Here is a 17,647-nt window from a genome sequence, read left to right on the forward strand (position 1 = left end):
ACCGGCAGACTGGTCGCCGCCATGTCCCCCGATCCCGAGCCCGTCGGCAGCCCCGCCCCCGGCGACCGCGACATCCGCGAGATCACCGCGATCATGAGCCTGTCGCTGCGGATCGGCGAGCTGCTGCTCTCCTCCGGTGCGGGAGCGAGCGACGTGAGCGCCGCCATGCGGAACGTCGCCTGGGCCTGCGGGCTGCGGGGGTTCACCGCAGACGTGATGTTCACCCAGCTCACCATGAGCCAGCAGTCCTCACCCGAGGAGCCGGCCCTGGTGCAGTTCCGGCAGGTGCGCTACCGCGAGGTCGACTACGGCGACCTGACGGACGTCGACCATCTGATCCGCGCCCTGCTGGCGGGCACGATCGATCGGGTCGAGGCCACCCACCTGCTGAACAGGATCAGCTCCACCGGCCACCCACGGCCGCGCTGGTCGGTCACGGTGGCCCTCGGCGTCATGGGCGGTGGCGTCGGCATGGTTCTCGGCGGCAACTGGCTCGTGGTCGCCGTGGCTGCCGCCGCCGCGATGCTCGTGGACGCCCTGCAGCGGCAGATGGGTCGTCGCCGGCTGCCGACCTTCTACCAGCAGGTCGCCGGCGGGCTGCTCGCGACGCTGATCGCGGTCGGGGTGGCGGCCACCCCTGCCGACGTGTCGCCGAGCCTCGTGGTCTCGACGAGCATCGTGATGCTGCTGGCGGGCGTGAACTTCCTCGGTGCGGTGCAGGACGCCCTGACCGGGTTCCCGGTGACGGCGGGCGCCCGGATCCTCGAGGCGTTCCTGGCGACCGCCGGGATCGCGGCCGGGGTCAGCGGCGGGCTCAAGGCCGCCGACCTGCTCGGCGTAGACCTGGGTCCGCTCCATCCTGGCGCGTATTCGACCACCCACCTGCCGGTCATGGTGCTGGGTGGTGCGATCGCGGCGGCGGCGTACTCCTTCTCGGCGTACGCGCCGTCGCGGTCCCTGGTGCCGATCGCGGCCGTGGCGGCGGTCGCGGTCGCGGTGTACGTCGGGGCGCTCAACCGCGACTTCGGTGTCGCCTGGTCCTCGGCGCTGGCGGCCCTGCTGCTCGGGCTGATCAGCTATCCGGTCGCCGCCCGCTGGCGGATCCCGACGCTGGTCGTGGTGGCCGCCGGCATCACCCCGTTCCTGCCCGGACTCTCGATCTACCGCGGGCTCAGCCTGTTGGCGACCGACGCCAGCGCGGCCCTGCTCGCCATGGTCACGGCCGCGGCGATCGCGATCGCGCTGAGCTCCGGCGCCATCCTCGGTGAGTACGTCGCGCAGCCCATCCGCCGCGAGGCACGCCGACTGGAGAGCAAGCTCGCCGGCCCGCGCCTGGTCGGACCGCACACCGTGCGCGGGGTCCGCGGCCTGCGGCGTCGGCGAGCGACGAAGCGGGTCGCCGACCCCGCCCCGGATCGCGGTCGGGGGAGTGAGCCGCCACCGTCCCCGTGATCAGGCGCTGGTGAGGATCACCAGCTGCTGGGTCGCCCGGGTCATCGCGACGTAGTGGTCGACCGCTCCTTCGATGCCGTGCCCGAAGGTCTTCGGGTCGATGAGCACGACCAGGTCGAACTCGAGGCCCTTCGACAGCTCCGGTGTCAGCGATCGGACCCGTGAGGTCGCGCGGAAGGTCGGATCGCCGATGACGCAGGCGATCCCCTCGTGGTTCTCGGCCAGCCACGTCTCCAGGATCGCGTCCAGGTCCGATCTGGATCCGTGGACGACGGGGATGCCGCTGCCGCGGATGGACGTCGGAACGTTGGCGTCCGGGAGCACGGCCCGGATCACCGGCTCGGCCTCCACCATGACCTCCTCCGGCGTGCGGTAGTTGATGGTCAGCGTGGCCAGGTTGATCCGGTCCAGCCCGATCCGTCGGAGGCGTTCCTGCCAGGACTCCACGAACCCGTGCCGCGCCTGGGCCCGATCCCCGACGATGGTGAAGCTGCGGGACGGGCATCGGAGCAGGAGCATCTGCCACTCGGCGTCGGTCAGCTCCTGGGCCTCGTCGACCACGATGTGCGCGAACGGGCCCGCGAGCAGGTCCGGGTCGAGGCCGCCGGCTGCGTCCTCGTCGACCAGGGCGTTCTGCAGGTCGTGCACCCGCAGCATCGACATCACCTGCATGTCGGAGTCGTCGCTCGCGATCAGGTGGTCGACGACGCGGGACATCTCCTCGCGTTCGGCGGCCGCGGCGGCACGTTGCCGACGTCGGCGGCGCGATGCGTCCGGGTCGCCGAGTCGCTGCCGGGCCGCGTCCAGGAGCGGGAGGTCGGAGCTCGTCCAGGCCCGCGGCTCCCGGCGCTGAAGCAACCGCACCTGATCGGGATCGAGCCAGGGAGCACATCGGCGCAGGTACGCCGGCACCGACCACAGGTCGCCGACCAGGTCCGTCGGGTCGATCAACGGCCAGGCGCGGCCGAAGGCGTCGACCAGCTCGTCGTTCTGGGCGAGCGCGCGACGGATCAGGTCCTCCGAGACGTCGGGGTCGTCGGGGTCGTCGGGGTTGCTCCCGTGCTTGTCCACGAGGATCGCGAGCAGCTCCTCCCAGACCTGGTCGCGGCCCTCGTTGTGCGAGGTCCCGGGCTCGAGCGACTCGAACGCCTCGGTCCAGTCGTGCGGTTCCAGCCAGACGTCGGCCCACGGGGTCGCGACCTCCATGCCCTCGGCCGGCGGCTCCTCGTAGAGCCGGACCGCCGGCTCGATCGCCGTCACCATCGCTGCGGTCGACTTGAGCCGGGCCACCTCCGGGTCGGCTTCCTCCGGCGCCGCGGCCCCTTCGGGCAGGAAGTCACGCAGTGTGCAGGTCTGCACCCCCTCCTCGCCGAGGCTGGGCAGTACGTCGGCGACGTACGCCAGGTAGGGCTGGTGCGGTCCCACGAAGAGCACTCCTCCGCGACCCTCGCCGAGGCGCGGGTCCGCGTAGAGGAGGTACGCCGCACGGTGCAGCGCGACCACGGTCTTGCCGGTGCCCGGACCGCCGTCGACGACCAGGGTGCTGCGCGATCCCGCGCGGATGATGGCGTCCTGATCGGCCTGGATGGTGCCGAGCACGTCGCGCATCCGGCCCGACCTGCTGCCTCCCAGGCTGGCGATGAAGGCGGACTGGTCGTCGAGCGCGGCGTGGCCGACGAGCCCCTCCGGGGTGAACACCTCGTCCCAGTAGTCGGTGATCCGGCCGCGGGTCCAGCGGTACCTGCGGCGGCTCGCCAGCCCCATCGGGTTCGCGTGGGTCGCCCCGAAGAACGGCTCCGCCGCAGGAGACCTCCAGTCGACGAGCAGCCGGCGCCCGGACCTGTCGGTGAGGCCGAGCCGTCCGATGTAGACGGTCTCGCCGCCGTCATCGCCGACGACGCGACCGAGGCACAGGTCCAGGCCGTAGCGCCGCAGGGTCCGGAGGCGGGCGGTCAGGCGGTGGATCTCCAGGTCCCGGTCCATCGCCTCCTGCCCGGCACCCCCGGGTGCCCTGCGCTCGGCGTCGAGGCGGTCCGACAGGTCGCCGACCGACTGCTCCAGGCTCTCCGCGATGTCCGCGAAGTGCCGCTCGTCGCCGTCGACCAGAGCCGGGTCGGCCTTGGCGGTGAGGTGGTCGGGAAGACAGAACGCGCTACCCGTCAGCGAGGTCAACTGATCAGCTCCAGTTCGCAGTGGTTGGCCCGGGGTCGGCGATTCTGCGACACGACGGGGGGCTTGCCGCAAGACCCCCGGTGCGCTATACGTTGATAGTGGCGAGGGGTCGAGCCCCTCGCCTTCTCGATGCCCTGACCGCTGGGAGTCTCTGCGAACTGGCGAGGTCGTCCGGCCGCCCGCTGACGGGGCCGTCGACGACCGGCTGCTCAGCCGGAGTGGCGGCTGAGGTTGGTACGCAGTGCCATGAGCTGGCGGTCGGTGTACCGGGCCTCGGTCCAGCTCTTGCGGACCGCGGTGGTGAGGCGCGCGACCTTCGAGGTCGAGCGGTGCGAGGTGTCTGACGTGGCGTGCGACATGGGCTTTCCTTCAACTGATCAGCGAGGACTTCTCGCTGACTCCAGGATGACAGGACGACCACCTCTGACGAAAACGTAGCGACCGCTTCGGCGAGTGATTCTCGTCTCCATTCGTCGTTCGAGGTCGGGGTCGTCCTGCCGGACGTGCTCGTGTCGGTCCGGATGACGGCGGTGCTCGGTGCCGGGCCCGCATGAGCACTAGCGCGGGATGGACTCCTGCCAGGTGCGTTCGCTGATCGACTCGCTGTCGAGGACGGCCTGGGTCCAGATCGACACCTCGTACGACGTCGGGGTCACGTCGAGCGTCATCGTCGAGCGGACGGTGATCTCGATGCCGGGCCAGGTCAGGTCGAAGACGGTGTTGGCGCTGGCTCGTTGGGCGAACGTGCGGGTGTCCACGGACACCTCGCCGAGGTACAGCTCGTGCGCGGTGCCGTCGTACGGCGTGGAGTAGCGCGAGTCGGACCGCGTCGTGGCCGACGTCGTCCGGTTCAGGACGTCGTGGTGGATCGACCAGCCGATCCCCTCGGTCGTCTCCGACGAGTGCGCCGCACCCGGGCCGAAGACCGGCTCGGGGAACTCGCCGTCCAGGAACGGCAGCGTCAGCGATGCGGTCCGCAACGTCATCGACACCGGAGCCGGGGGAGCGACTGTGTTCGGCCAGTCGGCACCGGCGACGGACACGCGCAGGGTGTTGCCGGGCGTCCACTCGTAGGCGCACGCGTCGAGCACCACCTCCACCTCGACCTCGTGGCCGGGCACCAGCGGCGACGCCGGGCCGTGCACGCTCTCGCGGAAGGCGAGGTCGAGCGACCCACGCGAGACCAGGGCCGAGGTCCCGTCGGGGAACACGTCGCAGAGCTTCACCGAGATCGACGCCGCCGGCTCGGTCGCCCAGAGCCGGGCCCGGAACACCGGGTGGCCGACGACGGGTGACGGCGGCGGCTCGACCTCCCAGGTCAGCGAGCGCTCGTCGTCCAGACGCTGGTCTCCGGAGAGCCCCCACGGCAGGTGGCCGGCGCAGTCGATCCACGCCGCGGTCCCGACGTCCGGCGCGACCGTGAGGGTCACCGGCGCGGCGAGGTCGAGCGCCGCCTCGGTGACCGGTGGCACCGACGGCAGCGTCACCCATCGCCCCTCGTGCAGGTCGAGGTCGATCTCGGGACGGGTCGACGCGCGCACGAACACGTCGAGCCGGTCCTCGTGCTCGCCCGTGCCGCGCAGCCAGTGGTCGAACCACGCGGCCAGCTCGGCGTCGAAGTCGATGCGCGGCCCGGGCATCGCGGTCGCCGGGTCGGCGTGCGCCCACGGTCCGGCCAGCAGCCGGTGCGGTACGCCGTGCCGGGCGAGCTCGGCGACGGTGCGGAACGAGTTGTTCCGGTAGCCGTCGGCCCATCCCGCCACGATCATCACCGGGCAGCCGATCCGCTCGTAGCCCGACGTCGTCCCGCCCAGCCGTACCGACCCGTGGTCCCAGTAGGGGCCGTGCCGGTTCTCGCGGAGCCAGGTCAGGACCCACGGCTCGTTGGTCTCGAGCCGCCGCTGCCACTCCTCACGCCAGTCCGCACCGTCGACGGCGCCCCACACCGCCGGCACGGGCGGCAGGACGCACATCGGCGTCATGTAGTGGTCGTAGTCGACCAGGTCGACCAGCCGCAGCGCGCCGCCGCGCCAGTGCACGTCGTCGGTCCACCGGTCGTCGGTGGCGAAGATCGCGCAGATCGCCTTCAGCTCCGGTGGTCGCTCCGCCGCGATCTGGAGCGAGTTGAAGCCGGAGTACGACGTGCCCCACATCCCGATCTGCCCGTCGCACCAGTCCTGCGCGGCCAGCCAGGTGAACGCGTCCGGCAGGTCCTGCTGCTCGGCCTCCTGGTACTCGTCGAGTGCGTCGCCCGGCGACGACCCGGTGCCGCGCACGTCGATGCGCGCCACGGCGTACCCGTACTTCTCGCACAGGCTGCGGTAGCCCTTCGCGTAGGACGAGGTCAGGTCGTCCTTGCGGTACGGCAGCGCTTCCACCAGGCACGGCTGCGGTCCCGCGTCGTCGTCCGGGATGTAGACGGTCGCCGCCAGCCACGACCCGTCGCGGACCGGGATGCGGACCTCCTGCTCCCTCATCGGAGCAGGTCCAGCACGGCCGGGGTGTGCGCGGTCTCGCTGGTGTTCCCGTCGCGTCCGGACACGGTGGGGGCGGTGAACATCGAGTTCAGCACGGCCTCCTCCGACGCCTCGACGACGGCCGCGAACAACGGATCCAGCGCTCGCCCCGTCGTCACCGGCGTCCCGTCCGGCTTGCCGTCTCGGTCCATCCGCATCCCGGTGCCGAACGCCATGAAGATCTCGCCACTGCCGTGGTGGGCCACCGAACCGGCGCGGGCCAGGCCGAGCCCGACCCGTCGGGCCAGCCGCGCGCACGAAGCACCGTCCACGGGCGCGTCGGTGACCACGATCCCGATGCACGACCCGGCGGGCTTGGTCGGTTCGGCCGTGGGCGCCGGCCCGAGCGCGCGCCCGACGGGCACGCCGTCCACGATCAGCTCCTCGCGGGCACCGAAGTTTGTCATCAGCAGGACCGCGACCGTGTGGTCGCCCACGAGCCGCGACGACGTCCCGATGCCGCCCTTGAACCCGAGGCACGACATCCCCGTGCCCGATCCGACCGCGCCCTCGTCCGGCGGCGTGGCGGAACCGCGCGAGGCCGTGGCCGCGTCGTACGCCGTCACCACGTCCTCGTGCTCGACCTGCATCCGCCGCGCGTCGTTGAGGTACGAGTCGTCGCACTCGGCGACCACCGGGATGATGAAGTCGACCGCGCTCGACGGGTTCGCCTCGAGCTCGATCCGGCACGCCGAGTCGTAGACCCGGCCGAGCTGGAGCGTCGAGGTCAGGTAGACCGGGGTCTCCGCCGAACCCCACTCGGCCGCGGTGATGAAGCCGGTGCACTCGCCGGCGCCGTTGAGCACGGCTCCGCCGGCCGGGACCATCCGGGTGAAGGCGTCCTCGGCCAGCACCAGACAGGTGACGCCGGTGCGCGCCAGGCCACGGCCCTCGGGAGGCGCCGGCTCGTCGCGGATCACGGTGGCGTGGCCCAGCCCCACACCGGGGACGTCGAGCACGGAGTTGGTCGGACCGGTCGGAAGCGACCCGATCACGATCCCCAGGTCACGGGCGCGCGGCATGGACCCATCCAAGCAGGGCTGAACGGCCGTACAGAAATCTCTGCCATGCTGAACTCATGCCGATCCCCGTCGTGTGGTCGCCGGAGACCCGCCGCCACGAGCCGATGCGCGAGGTCTGGGTCGGCGTCCCGACTAATGGCACCGAGCTGCCCGAGCGGGTCGACCGCATCCTGGATGCGTTGTCCGACCACGAGCGGGTGGCTGCGACGCCGCACGACGACGAGGTGCTGCGCCGCATCCACGCCCCGGCCTTCGTCGACCACCTCCGGACCGTCCACGCCGAGTGGCTGACCGGTCCGTACGTCGAGCTGGTCGGCCAGGACCGGGTCGTGCCCTATGTCTTCCCGACGGCCGCGATGACCCAGGGCATGCCGCCGACCAGGGCCGCCGCGACGCACGGCCGGGCCGGCCAGTTCGGCTACGACACGATGACCCTGGTCGGCCCGGGCACCTGGGAGGCCGCCCGTGCGGCGGTCGACTGCGCCCTGACCGCGGTGGACCTCGTCTCCGCCGGCGCCCCCGCGGCGTACGCGCTCTGCCGGCCGCCGGGTCACCATGCGACCCGCGACGGGTACGGCGGGTCCTGCTACCTCAACAACGCCGCGGTCGCCGCCGAGGCGTTGCGCGACGCCGGGCACGACACCGTCGCCGTGGTCGACCTCGACGCCCACCACGGCAACGGCACCCAGGCGATCTTCTGGGAACGCGGGGACGTCCGCTACGGCTCGCTTCATGTCGATCCCGGCGCCGGCTGGTTCCCCCACTACTTCGGCCACGCCTACGAGACCGGCTCCGGCGCCGGTGCCGGGGCCACCCGCAACCTCCCGCTGGCCGAGGGCACCGGCGACGCGGAGTGGCTCGAGGCCGTGCAGCAGCTGACCGAGTACGCCGGCAGGGCCGACGCGCTGGTCGTCTCGCTCGGCGTCGACGCGGCCGCCGACGACCCCGAGAGCCCGCTGCAGGTCACCGCCGAGGGGTACGCCGCGGCCGGCCGGCTGGTCGGCTCGCTCGGACTGCCCGCGGTGCTGGTGCAGGAGGGCGGCTACCACCTCGACACGATCGGCGGCCTGGTCTCGGCGTACCTCGACGGGCACGACTGACCGGAACCGACGGGTCAGACGAGAGCCGGTCGGGCTCGAGGGCGTCAGCGCGTCGGCTGTTCGCGCCGGCCCGACGCGCGGACCGGAGTGGGCTCGAGCACCCGTGGCACGTGACGACACCGTGCTGTTCCAGCCGCCAGGCGTACGGGATGCTGACCGAATGCGCCTACGGCTCCTCGTCCCGCTGACCGTCGGGGCGTTGGCCCTCGGCCTGGCCCCGAACGCGACCGCAGACCCGGGCGGGCCGACGCCGTACACACACCGGCTCAGCCAGGCGCCGACGGCGAAGGCCGGCCACCGGATCACCGTCGGCTCGCTCACGCTGCATCCCTGTGGAGTCGTGGCGCGGGCACACTGCGGCCACATCGAGCGGAGCTGGGAGCCGGGCAACCCGTCCGCCGGGAAGGTCCGCGTCGGCTTCGCCTTCGTGCCGGCGCGCGACCACAGCCGGCCCGCGCTCGGCACGTTCGTCCCGCACGAGGGGGGGCCCGGATACTCGACCACCGGCACCGGCTCGTCGTACGCCGAGATGTACGGGCCGCTGCTCCAGCGACACAACCTCCTGCTGGTCGACCAGCGCGGCACCGGACGGTCCGCTGCCCTCGACTGCCCCGACCTGCAGAACCTCGAGATCGTCTACTCGGTCGCCGCCGGCCGCTGCGGCCGCAGCCTCGGAGACCGCAGTGACGACTATTCCAGCGCCCGATCCGCCGACGACCTCGCGGCCGTGATCCGGCGGCTCGACCTCGGCAAGGTCGACCTGTACGGCGACTCCTACGGCACGTTCTTCGCCCAGGTGTTCGCCGGCCGCCACGGCGACCTGCTGCGCAGCATCGTGCTCGACAGCGCCTACCCGACGTACGGCGAGACCGGGTGGTATCCGACCCAGGGGCCGGCCATGCGCTCGTCGTTCGTCAAGGCGTGCCGGCGCTCCTCGGCCTGCCACGGCCACGGTGCTGGCTTCGCGCTCGCGATGCGTCGTGTCCTCCACGACGTACGCCGGCACGCCTGGCACGGCGTCTCGCACGACGGCGACGGCCGGCGCATGGAGGTGACGGTGAACGCCCCCACGCTCGCGACCACGGCGTACGGCGCGACGTACGGCCCCTACGCCTACCGTGAGCTCACCGCCGCGCTCCGGTCGGCGCTACGGGGGGACCGCGCGGCGCTGCTCCGTCTGGTCGCCGAGGCCAAGGGTGGCGGCACGAACGCCGGGGCGGTCCGGGCCTACAGCGAGGGCCTCGACGCGGCCGTCCCCTGCCACGACTACCCGCAGGTCTACGACATGGCCGCACGGCCGAAGACCCGGTTGCGCCAGTACGCCGCGGCGCTGAGCCGGCGGACCGCCACGCACCCGCACACGTACGGGCCCTTCACGGTCCGCGAGTACGCCCGCTCCGACTGGCAGTACCTCGACTGGTGCACCCGGTGGCCGACGGCGGCCGCGGACAACCCGGCCCGGCCGCCACGCCCGCGGGGCGGGCACTACACCCGCGTGCCGACCCTGGTGCTCAGCGGAGAGCTCGACTCGATCACGACTCCGGCCGAGGGAGCGATGGTCGCCCGTCAGTTCCCGCGGTCGAAGCAGATCCACGTCGCCAACAGCTTCCATGTGACCGCCGTCGGTGACACCGACGACTGCGCCGTCCGGATCCTGCGCCGCTTCGTGCGTACGCCGTCCCATTGGCCGCGCCACGGCTGCGCGCCCAGGGTGCCGCCGGTGCGCACCATGGGCATCTTCCCGCGCACCCTCCGGGGCGTTCCGGCCGGCTCGGGGCACGGGTCGCTGCTGGCTCGTCGGGTCGCGCCGGCGGCCGCGGCGACGGTCGCCGACCTCGTCGACCGCTGGTGGAACAACTACTCCGGGCACTCGGTCGGTCTGCGCGGTGGCACGTGGACCTACACCGGCGACCGCACCACGGTCTTCCACCTGCACGGCGTACGCCTCACGCGTGACCTGGCGGTCAGCGGCACCGCGACCTGGACCCGGTTCGCGAACCGGATGAGCGTCGACCTGACCGTCGCCGGGCACGGTCACCGCGGCCGGCTCCACGGGCACTGGGCGACGCGGCGTGAAGGAGCGCGGGCGACCCTGCTCGGCACCTTCGCGGGGCACCGGGTATCAGTCTCCTTCCGCGCTCCGTGAGGATGGCGGCGTGAGCCGTCGTATCGCCGCCGTCGTCCTGGTCGACGAACGCGGCTGGCTGCTGCTCCAGGAGCGCGACGAGAACGCGCCGGTGAACCCCGACCAGTGGTCGCTGGTCGGCGGCGGGATCGAGGACGGCGAGACCGACGTGGATGCGGCGCTCCGAGAGCTGGCCGAGGAGACCGAGGTGACCGGCGTCGGCCTCACCCCGGTGACCGCCTTCCGCTACTGGTGCGACGACTGCCGCGACGACCACGACGTCTCGTTGTTCCTGGCGCTCACCGACCTCACCGACCGCGACGTGGTCTGCCACGAAGGTCGGCAGATCGTGTTCGTCGACCCGCGCACGATCCACACGCTGAGGTGGGGCCGCAACCTCGTCCATGGCCTCCCGCATGTGATCGGCCACCCGGCGTACGTCGAGCGCTTCGGCCGCCCCGACCCGCACGCGTTCGGGTGTGTGATGCTCGTCGACGGCGCGGGCCGGGTACTGCTCCAGGAGCGCGACGAGCACGCCCCGATCGACCCGGACCGGTGGGGTCTGTCCGGCGGGCACCTCGAACCGGGAGAGGACCCGGAGACCGGGGCCTACCGCGAGCTCGAGGAGGAGACCGGCGTCCAGCTCCGCCCGGGCACCCTCGAACCCTTCGACGTCCTCGACGTCTTCCACCCGAACTACGGCTCGGTCGACCGCGTCCACGTGTACGTCGCGCGCGTCGACCTCACCGACGGCGACATCGAGTGCCATGAGGGACGGCAGATCGTCTTCGTCGAGCCCGACCGCGCCCGCCACCTCGACCTGACCATGACCGGGGTACTGGCCGTGCCGGCCTTCCTCGACTCCGACGTCTACCGGAGGATGACCTCGTGAACCTCGGAGGCGAGCCGCGCCCGTCTACACTCGACGGGATCGGTCAGCCGGAGGAAAGGGCACGGATGGGACTGCTGGAGCAGGTCACCTCGCCTGCCGACCTCCGCGACCTCACCGACGCCCAGCTGGACGCGCTGGCCAGCGAGATCCGTGACGAGCTGGTCCGCACCTGTGCCCCCCGCGGCGGGCATCTCGGTCCCAACCTCGGCGTCGTCGAGCTGACCCTCGCGATCCACCGCACCTTCGACTCCCCGAGCGACCGCGTCGTGTGGGACACCGGGCACCAGGCCTACGTCCACAAGATGCTCACCGGGCGCTCGACCCAGTTCGACACCCTGCGCACCGAGGGCGGGCTCTCCGGCTACCCGAACCAGACCGAGTCCGAGCACGACATCGTCGAGAACTCCCACGCCTCCACGTCGCTGTCCTACGCCGACGGCCTGGCCAAGGCCTACGCGCTGCGCGGCGAGGACCGCTACGTCGTAGCCGTGATCGGCGATGGCGCCCTCACCGGTGGCATGGCCTGGGAGGCCCTGAACAACATCGCGATGGGCGGCGACCGCAAGCTGGTCATGGTCGTCAACGACAACGGCCGGTCCTACCAGCCGACCGTCGGCGGCCTCGCCACCCACCTGGCCACGCTGCGCACCAACCCGCGCTACGAGGAGATGCTCGACCTCGTCAAGAAGCGCCTGAAGAAGGTCAAGGGCGTCGGCCCCGCCGTGTACGACGCGCTGCACGCCATGAAGAAGGGCATGAAGGACGCCCTCGCCCCGCAGGGCATGTTCGAGGACCTCGGCCTGAAGTACGTCGGCCCCATCGACGGCCACGACCGGCTGGCCGTCGAGCAGGCGTTGACCCAGGCCAAGCGCTTCGGCCGTCCGGTGATCGTGCACGTGATCACCCACAAGGGCTTCGGCTACAACCCCGCCGAGCGCAACGAGACCGACCAGTTCCACCAGGTCGGGGCGTTCGACGTCGAGACCGGAGAGGCTCGCCCCGCGGGCCGCATCTGGACCGACTACTTCACCGAGGAGATGGTCGCGCTCGGCCAGGAGCGCCAGGACATCGTCGGCATCACCGCCGCGATGCTCTACCCGGTCGGGCTCGCGCCCTTCGCCGCGGCGTACCCCGAGCGGACCTACGACGTCGGCATCGCCGAGCAGCACGCGGTGACCAGCGCGGCCGGCCTGGCGATGGGCGGCCTCCATCCCGTCGTCGCGATCTACGCGACGTTCCTGAACCGCGCCTTCGACCAGGTACTGATGGATGTCGCGCTGCACAAGTGCGGGGTCACGTTCGTGCTCGATCGCGCCGGCGTGACCGGCACCGACGGGGCCAGCCACAACGGCATGTGGGACATGTCGATCCTCCAGGTCGTCCCCGGGCTCCGGTTCGCCGCGCCACGCGACGGCGCACGCGTGCGCGAGCTGCTGCGCGAGGCCGTCGACGTGAACGACGCGCCCACCGTCGTGCGACTGCCGAAGGGCTCGCCGCCCGACGACATCCCCGCGGTCGACCGGGCGGGCACCTGCGACGTGCTGGTACGCCGCGGCGCCAGGGACGTGCTCGTGGTCGGCGTCGGCGCGATGGCCTCCGTCGCGGTCGAGGTCGCGGAGCGGCTCGAGGCGCAGGGCATCGGCGTCACCGTGGTCGACCCACGCTGGGTCAAGCCCCTCGACGCCGCCCTGGTCGGCCTGGCGCGTGACCACCGGCTGGTGGTCAGCATCGAGGACAACGGCCGCGTCGGCGGCGTCGGTGCGACCCTCCTGCAGCGGCTGAGCGACGAGGGCGTCGCCACGCCGTTCTCGCTGCACGGCATCCCCCAGGAGTTCCTCCGGCACGCCGAGCGGCGGTCCATTCTGGACCGGGTCGGCCTGAACGCCCAGACCATCGCCCGAGGCGTGGTCGAGCGGCTCGCGGCCGACGGCCACGAGACACTCTCGATCGCCGAGCGAGCCACGCGCGACTGACACCCGGCACCCGTCTGCGGCAGGCTGTCCCCCTGAGTGGGGGAGAAGCCCGATGAGCGAAGACCCGGTCCGGTCCGTCCTCTGGATGGTGCGCGGTTCGTGGATCACCATGGCGCTGCGCGCAGCCTGCGTCCTCGGGATCTTCGACGTTCTCGACGGGCCACTCGTCGAGGACGAGGTGGCAGCTCGTACGGATACCGACCCACCCACACTGTCGCGGCTGCTCCGGAGCCTGTCCGACCTCGGGCTCGTCGAACGCGTGGCGCCCGACGCCTACCGCAACACCGCACTCGGGGCCACCCTGCGTGAGGATCACCCGAGCCGGCTCCGCGACCTGGTGCTGATGCAGGCCACCCTGCCCAACCTGGCCGCCTGGCATGCGCTCGACGAGGCCGTGCGCAGCGGGTCGGGGGTGTACGAGAGCGTGAACGGGCTGCCGTCCTGGGAGCACCTGGCCCGCGACCCCGAGGCTCAGCGGATGTTCAACGCCGCCATGGCCCGCCGCGGCTCGGGGCAGGTGGCGGCACTGCTCACCGCCACGGACCTGTCCGGCGCCTCGACCATCGTCGACGTCGGCGGCGGGCGCGGGGCCATGCTGACCGGACTGCTCGAGGCGCTGCCCTCACTGCACGGCGTCCTCGCCGACCAGCCGGCCATGGCCGCCGAGGCCGAGGCCGTCTTCGCTGCCGCGGGTCTCGGAGACCGCACGACGTGCGTGCCGTCCGACTTCTTCAGGTCGCTGCCCGGGGGAGGGGACGTCTACACGATCGCCAACGTGCTGCACGACTGGGACGACGCCGACGCCGTCAGGATCCTCCGCACCGTCCGGGCGGCGGTGCCCGACCATGCCCGGCTCCTCGTCGTCGAGCACGTCCTCGATGCGCCCGGGAGGTCCTTCGAGGAACTACGCGAGGTGCACCTCGTCGACCTGCACATGCTGGTGATGTTCGGCGCCCGCGAGCGCACCCAGGCGGAGTACGACGAGCTGCTGGTCGATGCGGGCTTCACCGCGTCCACACGCGGGGCCACCGGCACCGACTGGAACGTGCTGGAGGCCCGGCCGGCCGCTGAGACCGCGGAATAGGGTGGAGCCCTGGGACGCTGAACCGTGTCCCCGACCCGAGAGGTACCCGTGCCCGAACCCGACCGGCTGGTCCACATCGTCGACGACGTCTCAGAGCTCGGCGGAGCCACCGAGCTCGCGATGGTGCTCGTCCTCGACGGGTTCCTCGACGCCGGGAACGCCGCTGCCATCGCCGCACGCCATCTGGTCAACGAGGCCGGCGGCGGGCGCGTGGTGGCGACGTTCGAGGTCGACGAGTTCCACGACTACCGCGCCCGGCGACCGGCGATGTCGTTCGTCCGCGACCACTACGAGCAGTACGACGCGCCCCGCCTGGTCGTCCGCGTGCTCGGCGACGACGCCGGCACGCCGTACCTGCTCATGCACGGGCCGGAGCCGGACAACAAGTGGGAGGCCTTCGCCGGCACCGTGCGTCACGTCGTCGAGCGGCTCGGCGTGAGCCGCGTGATCGGCCTGGGTGCGGTGCCGATGGCGGTGCCCCACACCCGGCCGATCGCGATCACCCACCACGCGAACAATCCCGACCTCCTGGCGGCCGACAGTCCGTGGCGTGGTGAGCTGCGCATCCCTTCCAGCGCCCAGGCGCTGCTCGAGGTGCGGCTCGGCGAGGCCGGTCACGACGCGATGGGCTTCGTGGCCCACATCCCGCACTACCTCGCCCAGCTCGACTTCCCCGAGGCGTCGGTGTCGCTGCTCGAGCACGTCGAGCGCGCCGCCGGCGTCGCCGTCGACCTCACCGACCTGCGTGAGGCCGCACGCGAGCGCGACGAGGAGATCGCGACGTACCTCGCGTCGAACACCGAGGTGCTCGAGGTCGTGCAGGCGCTCGAGCACCAGTACGACGCGTTCGCGCGCGCCGAGCAGGAGGGCAACAGCCTGCTCGCCGAGAACGAGCCCATCCCGACGGGGGAGGAGATCGGCCGGCAGTTCGAGCAGTTCCTGGCCGGCCTGGACGGACCCGAGAGCGACACCTGATGCCGTCGTCCGCCGCGGAGCTCGTGGAGCTCCTCGACATCGAGACCCTGGACACCGATCTCTTCCGGGGCAGCAGCCCGGACACCGACCGGCAGCGGGTGTTCGGCGGCCAGGTCGCCGCCCAGGCGCTGATCGCGGGCATCCGCACGGTCGACGAGGGGCTCGAGGTGCACTCGATGCACGCGTACTTCCTGCGTCCCGGCGACACCACGATCCCGATCATCTACGACGCCGAGCGGATCCGGGACGGGCGCTCGTTCGAGACCCGGCGCGTCGTCGCGCGGCAGCACGGGCACCCGATCTTCTACCTGACCGCGAACTTCCAGCGTCCCGAGGAAGGGTTCGACCACCAGGACGTGATGCCCGTGGTGCCCGGCCCGGACCACGGGCTCACCTTCGAGCAGCTCGCGGAGCTCAGCTCGGGCGACACGCGGTCGGCGACGGAGTTCGCCAAGGAGTGGGCAGCACTCGACACCCGTTACCTCGGCAACTCGGCGCACCCGGGTCATACCCATTTGGCCGAGGACACCAGCCGCCCGGCCCGAGCACAGGTGTGGGTACGCATCAACGGCGAGCTCGACGACGATCCGGTGCTGCACACCGCGGCGTTCACCTACGCCAGCGACCTGACGCTGCTCGGTGCGACCGTGGTGCCGCACGGCGTCACGATCGGGTCGCCGGAGCTGATGCCGGCGTCCCTCGACCACACGATCTGGTTCCACCGGCCGTTCCGTGCCGACCGCTGGTGGCTCTACGACCAGTGGTCGCCGTCGGCCAGCGGCGGGCGCGGGCTCTCCCTTGCCCGGGTGTTCACCGAGGCCGGCACCCTGGTGGCGACGGTGGCCCAGGAGGGCCTGATCCGTCAGCGCACCCGCTGACCCGCCGTAACGTCATACGTTCTGGTCGCTAGAACGACCAGAACGTATGACGTTGCGGGTGGATCAGAGGTCGAGGCGGAAGAACGTCAGCCAGCCCCGCATCTCCTCGGGTACGTCGTAGTACGGCTCGACCTCGGTGAAGCCCAGGTCGCGGTAGAGCGTGATCGCCTCCGTCTGCCGGACGCTGGTGTCGAGGTACATCGCGCGATACCCGACGGTCTTGGCGCGCGTCAGCAGCTCGTCCGCGAGGGCGCGGCCGGCACCGCGGCCGCGGGCCGTGGTCGGCACGAACATCCGCTTCATCCCGCACGACTCGGCATCGAGCCGCTGGTAGGCCACGCAGCCGAGGGCCAGCTCCTTCTCCCAGCAGGCGAGGAGGCAGCCGTCCGGGGGTGCGTAGGCACCGGGAAGCCCGTCGATCTCACGGTCGTACGCCGCGTCGTCGAAGTAGGCGTCGATCAGCTCGAGGTCGCTGACGTGGCGCTGCCGGTGCCAGGAGAGGAAGGCCCGGAAGAGGCGACGTACCTCGTCGAGATCCGCCTCGGACTCGGCGGGCCGCACGTGCATGGGTCATGGTCCACCCGCGGCGGACCGCGCGGCCAGACCCGTTCGGACTAGGAGACCGGCCGGCTGCGGCCGACGACGTGAGGGGCGGCGCTCGTGGGCGAGGTGAGGGCGAACGCGATGCCGTCCTCGGCCGGGTCCTGTCCGAACGCGACGGTGCCGGGCAGGAAGATCGGCTTCTTGAAGGCCGCGTCGACGGTCACCGCGTCGGGCAGCCGGTTCTCCAGGGCGGCGACGCAGCGGGCCAGGCTCCACATCCCGTGCGCGATCTGGCGCGGGAAGCCCAGTGCCTTGGCGGTCAGCGGGTAGAGGTGGATCGGGTTGTGGTCGCCGGAGACCGCGGCGTACCGACGCCCGACGTCGCCGCCGAGCCGCCAGGTGACCCGGCCGGGCACGACGTGGTCGGGGCGGTTCGGGACCTCGGCGTCGGGGTTGTCGCGCCCGCGACGGAGGTACGTCGACGTGCTCTCCCACACCGTCTCCTCGCCGACCATCGCCGTCGCCAGGAAGTCGATCGTGCGGCCCTTCGGGTGCGCCCGCACGGCCGAGGTGTGCACCTCGAGCAGCAGGGTCTCGCCGACCGCAACGGGCCGGTGCTGGGTGATGGTGTTGGCCAGATGGACAGTGCCGATCGCCGGGAACGGGAACTCCGGCGAGGTCAGCACGGCCATGTGCAACGGGAACGCCAGCACGTGGGGGAAGGTCAGCGGGGCAACGTCCTTGACCGGGAACCCGCACACCGCGGCGTACGACGTCACGTGGTCGCGGGCGACCGTCGCGGACCGCACCTCGTGGAGCGACGAGGGGTCGCCACCGGTCTTGCGGACACCCGGGAGCTGGTTGACCACGGGGATCGAGGGGAGAGCCGCTCTCAGCAGGGTGGTGGCCGCCATG

The 17,647-nt window shown here is 71.9% G+C and carries 14 protein-coding genes; 8 read left to right on the forward strand and 6 right to left on the reverse strand.

The window, feature by feature from the left end; translation table 11 throughout:
• Positions 1-21 precede the first annotated feature (21 nt).
• On the forward strand, positions 22-1,452 hold the full coding sequence (locus VGJ24_RS01760; protein WP_331498746.1) for a threonine/serine exporter family protein: 1,431 nt from the start codon (positions 22-24) through the stop codon (positions 1,450-1,452).
• On the opposite strand, the gene helR is transcribed toward VGJ24_RS01760, so the two are convergent.
• The 4 genes from helR to VGJ24_RS01780 all read right to left on the reverse strand — a co-directional run bounded on the left by helR (position 1,453) and on the right by VGJ24_RS01780 (position 7,162).
• Positions 1,453-3,624 (reverse strand): RNA polymerase recycling motor ATPase HelR, encoded by a 2,172-nt coding sequence (helR, locus tag VGJ24_RS01765; RefSeq protein ID WP_331498747.1) that lies wholly within the window; start codon positions 3,622-3,624, stop codon positions 1,453-1,455.
• A gap of 209 nt (positions 3,625-3,833) precedes the next feature.
• Positions 3,834-3,983 carry a hypothetical protein gene (locus VGJ24_RS01770; protein ID WP_331498748.1) on the reverse strand — a complete coding sequence of 50 codons (150 nt, stop codon included), beginning with the start codon at positions 3,981-3,983 and terminating at the stop codon, positions 3,834-3,836.
• Positions 3,984-4,181: 198 nt separating this feature from the next.
• Positions 4,182-6,101, reverse strand: a complete 1,920-nt coding sequence (locus tag VGJ24_RS01775; protein WP_331498749.1) for a CocE/NonD family hydrolase — start codon at positions 6,099-6,101, stop codon at positions 4,182-4,184.
• Positions 6,098-7,162: a P1 family peptidase gene (locus tag VGJ24_RS01780; protein WP_331498750.1), complete on the reverse strand. Its 1,065-nt coding sequence runs from the start codon at positions 7,160-7,162 to the stop codon at positions 6,098-6,100. Before VGJ24_RS01780 ends, VGJ24_RS01775 begins: the two co-directional genes overlap by 4 nt.
• A 56-nt stretch (positions 7,163-7,218) precedes the next feature.
• On the opposite strand from VGJ24_RS01780, the gene VGJ24_RS01785 reads away from it, so the two are divergent.
• From VGJ24_RS01785 to VGJ24_RS01815, 7 genes are all read left to right on the forward strand, one after another.
• Positions 7,219-8,262 (forward strand): histone deacetylase family protein, encoded by a 1,044-nt coding sequence (locus tag VGJ24_RS01785; RefSeq protein ID WP_331498751.1) that lies wholly within the window; start codon positions 7,219-7,221, stop codon positions 8,260-8,262.
• Between the two features lie 160 nt (positions 8,263-8,422).
• Entirely contained in the window at positions 8,423-10,408 is a 1,986-nt protein-coding gene (locus VGJ24_RS01790; RefSeq protein WP_331498752.1) for an alpha/beta hydrolase, read from the forward strand.
• Between the two features lie 10 nt (positions 10,409-10,418).
• Complete coding sequence (locus VGJ24_RS01795; protein WP_331498753.1) at positions 10,419-11,279, forward strand: NUDIX hydrolase; 861 nt, start codon at positions 10,419-10,421, stop codon at positions 11,277-11,279.
• A 65-nt stretch (positions 11,280-11,344) separates the two neighbouring features.
• On the forward strand, positions 11,345-13,252 hold the full coding sequence (gene dxs, locus VGJ24_RS01800; RefSeq protein WP_331498754.1) for a 1-deoxy-D-xylulose-5-phosphate synthase: 1,908 nt from the start codon (positions 11,345-11,347) through the stop codon (positions 13,250-13,252).
• Between the two features lie 52 nt (positions 13,253-13,304).
• Complete coding sequence (locus tag VGJ24_RS01805) at positions 13,305-14,336, forward strand: methyltransferase (protein ID WP_331498755.1); 1,032 nt, start codon at positions 13,305-13,307, stop codon at positions 14,334-14,336.
• A 48-nt stretch (positions 14,337-14,384) separates the two neighbouring features.
• A complete protein-coding gene (locus VGJ24_RS01810) occupies positions 14,385-15,311 on the forward strand; it encodes a PAC2 family protein (protein ID WP_331498756.1) in 927 nt (308 codons plus the stop codon).
• Positions 15,311-16,189: an acyl-CoA thioesterase II gene (locus tag VGJ24_RS01815; RefSeq protein ID WP_331498757.1), complete on the forward strand. Its 879-nt coding sequence runs from the start codon at positions 15,311-15,313 to the stop codon at positions 16,187-16,189. The genes VGJ24_RS01810 and VGJ24_RS01815 overlap by 1 nt, the downstream gene beginning before the upstream one ends.
• A gap of 63 nt (positions 16,190-16,252) precedes the next feature.
• Here the strand turns inward: VGJ24_RS01815 and VGJ24_RS01820 are convergent, their stop codons facing one another.
• The gene (locus VGJ24_RS01820; RefSeq protein WP_331498758.1) at positions 16,253-16,756 is read right to left on the reverse strand and encodes a GNAT family N-acetyltransferase; all 504 of its coding nucleotides are present in this window, start codon (positions 16,754-16,756) and stop codon (positions 16,253-16,255) included.
• Between the two features lie 47 nt (positions 16,757-16,803).
• Positions 16,804-17,646: a MaoC/PaaZ C-terminal domain-containing protein gene (locus VGJ24_RS01825; protein WP_331498759.1), complete on the reverse strand. Its 843-nt coding sequence runs from the start codon at positions 17,644-17,646 to the stop codon at positions 16,804-16,806.
• Position 17,647 lies beyond the last annotated feature (1 nt).

Origin of the sequence: Nocardioides sp., assembly GCF_036493135.1 — a bacterium.
GTDB lineage: Bacteria > Actinomycetota > Actinomycetes > Propionibacteriales > Nocardioidaceae > Nocardioides.

Bases quoted from the DNA above. Each gene is read 5' to 3' on its own strand.
- VGJ24_RS01760 (WP_331498746.1), top strand. From the start codon at position 22: ATGTCCCCCGATCCCGAGCCCGTCGGCAGCCCCGCCCCCGGCGACCGC.
- VGJ24_RS01770 (WP_331498748.1), bottom strand. From the start codon at position 3,983: ATGTCGCACGCCACGTCAGACACCTCGCACCGCTCGACCTCGAAGGTC.
- VGJ24_RS01775 (WP_331498749.1), bottom strand. From the start codon at position 6,101: ATGAGGGAGCAGGAGGTCCGCATCCCGGTCCGCGACGGGTCGTGGCTG.
- VGJ24_RS01780 (WP_331498750.1), bottom strand. From the start codon at position 7,162: ATGCCGCGCGCCCGTGACCTGGGGATCGTGATCGGGTCGCTTCCGACC.
- VGJ24_RS01785 (WP_331498751.1), top strand. From the start codon at position 7,219: ATGCCGATCCCCGTCGTGTGGTCGCCGGAGACCCGCCGCCACGAGCCG.
- VGJ24_RS01790 (WP_331498752.1), top strand. From the start codon at position 8,423: ATGCGCCTACGGCTCCTCGTCCCGCTGACCGTCGGGGCGTTGGCCCTC.
- dxs (WP_331498754.1), top strand. From the start codon at position 11,345: ATGGGACTGCTGGAGCAGGTCACCTCGCCTGCCGACCTCCGCGACCTC.
- VGJ24_RS01805 (WP_331498755.1), top strand. From the start codon at position 13,305: ATGAGCGAAGACCCGGTCCGGTCCGTCCTCTGGATGGTGCGCGGTTCG.
- VGJ24_RS01815 (WP_331498757.1), top strand. From the start codon at position 15,311: ATGCCGTCGTCCGCCGCGGAGCTCGTGGAGCTCCTCGACATCGAGACC.
- VGJ24_RS01820 (WP_331498758.1), bottom strand. From the start codon at position 16,756: ATGCACGTGCGGCCCGCCGAGTCCGAGGCGGATCTCGACGAGGTACGT.
- VGJ24_RS01825 (WP_331498759.1), bottom strand. From the start codon at position 17,646: ATGGCGGCCACCACCCTGCTGAGAGCGGCTCTCCCCTCGATCCCCGTG.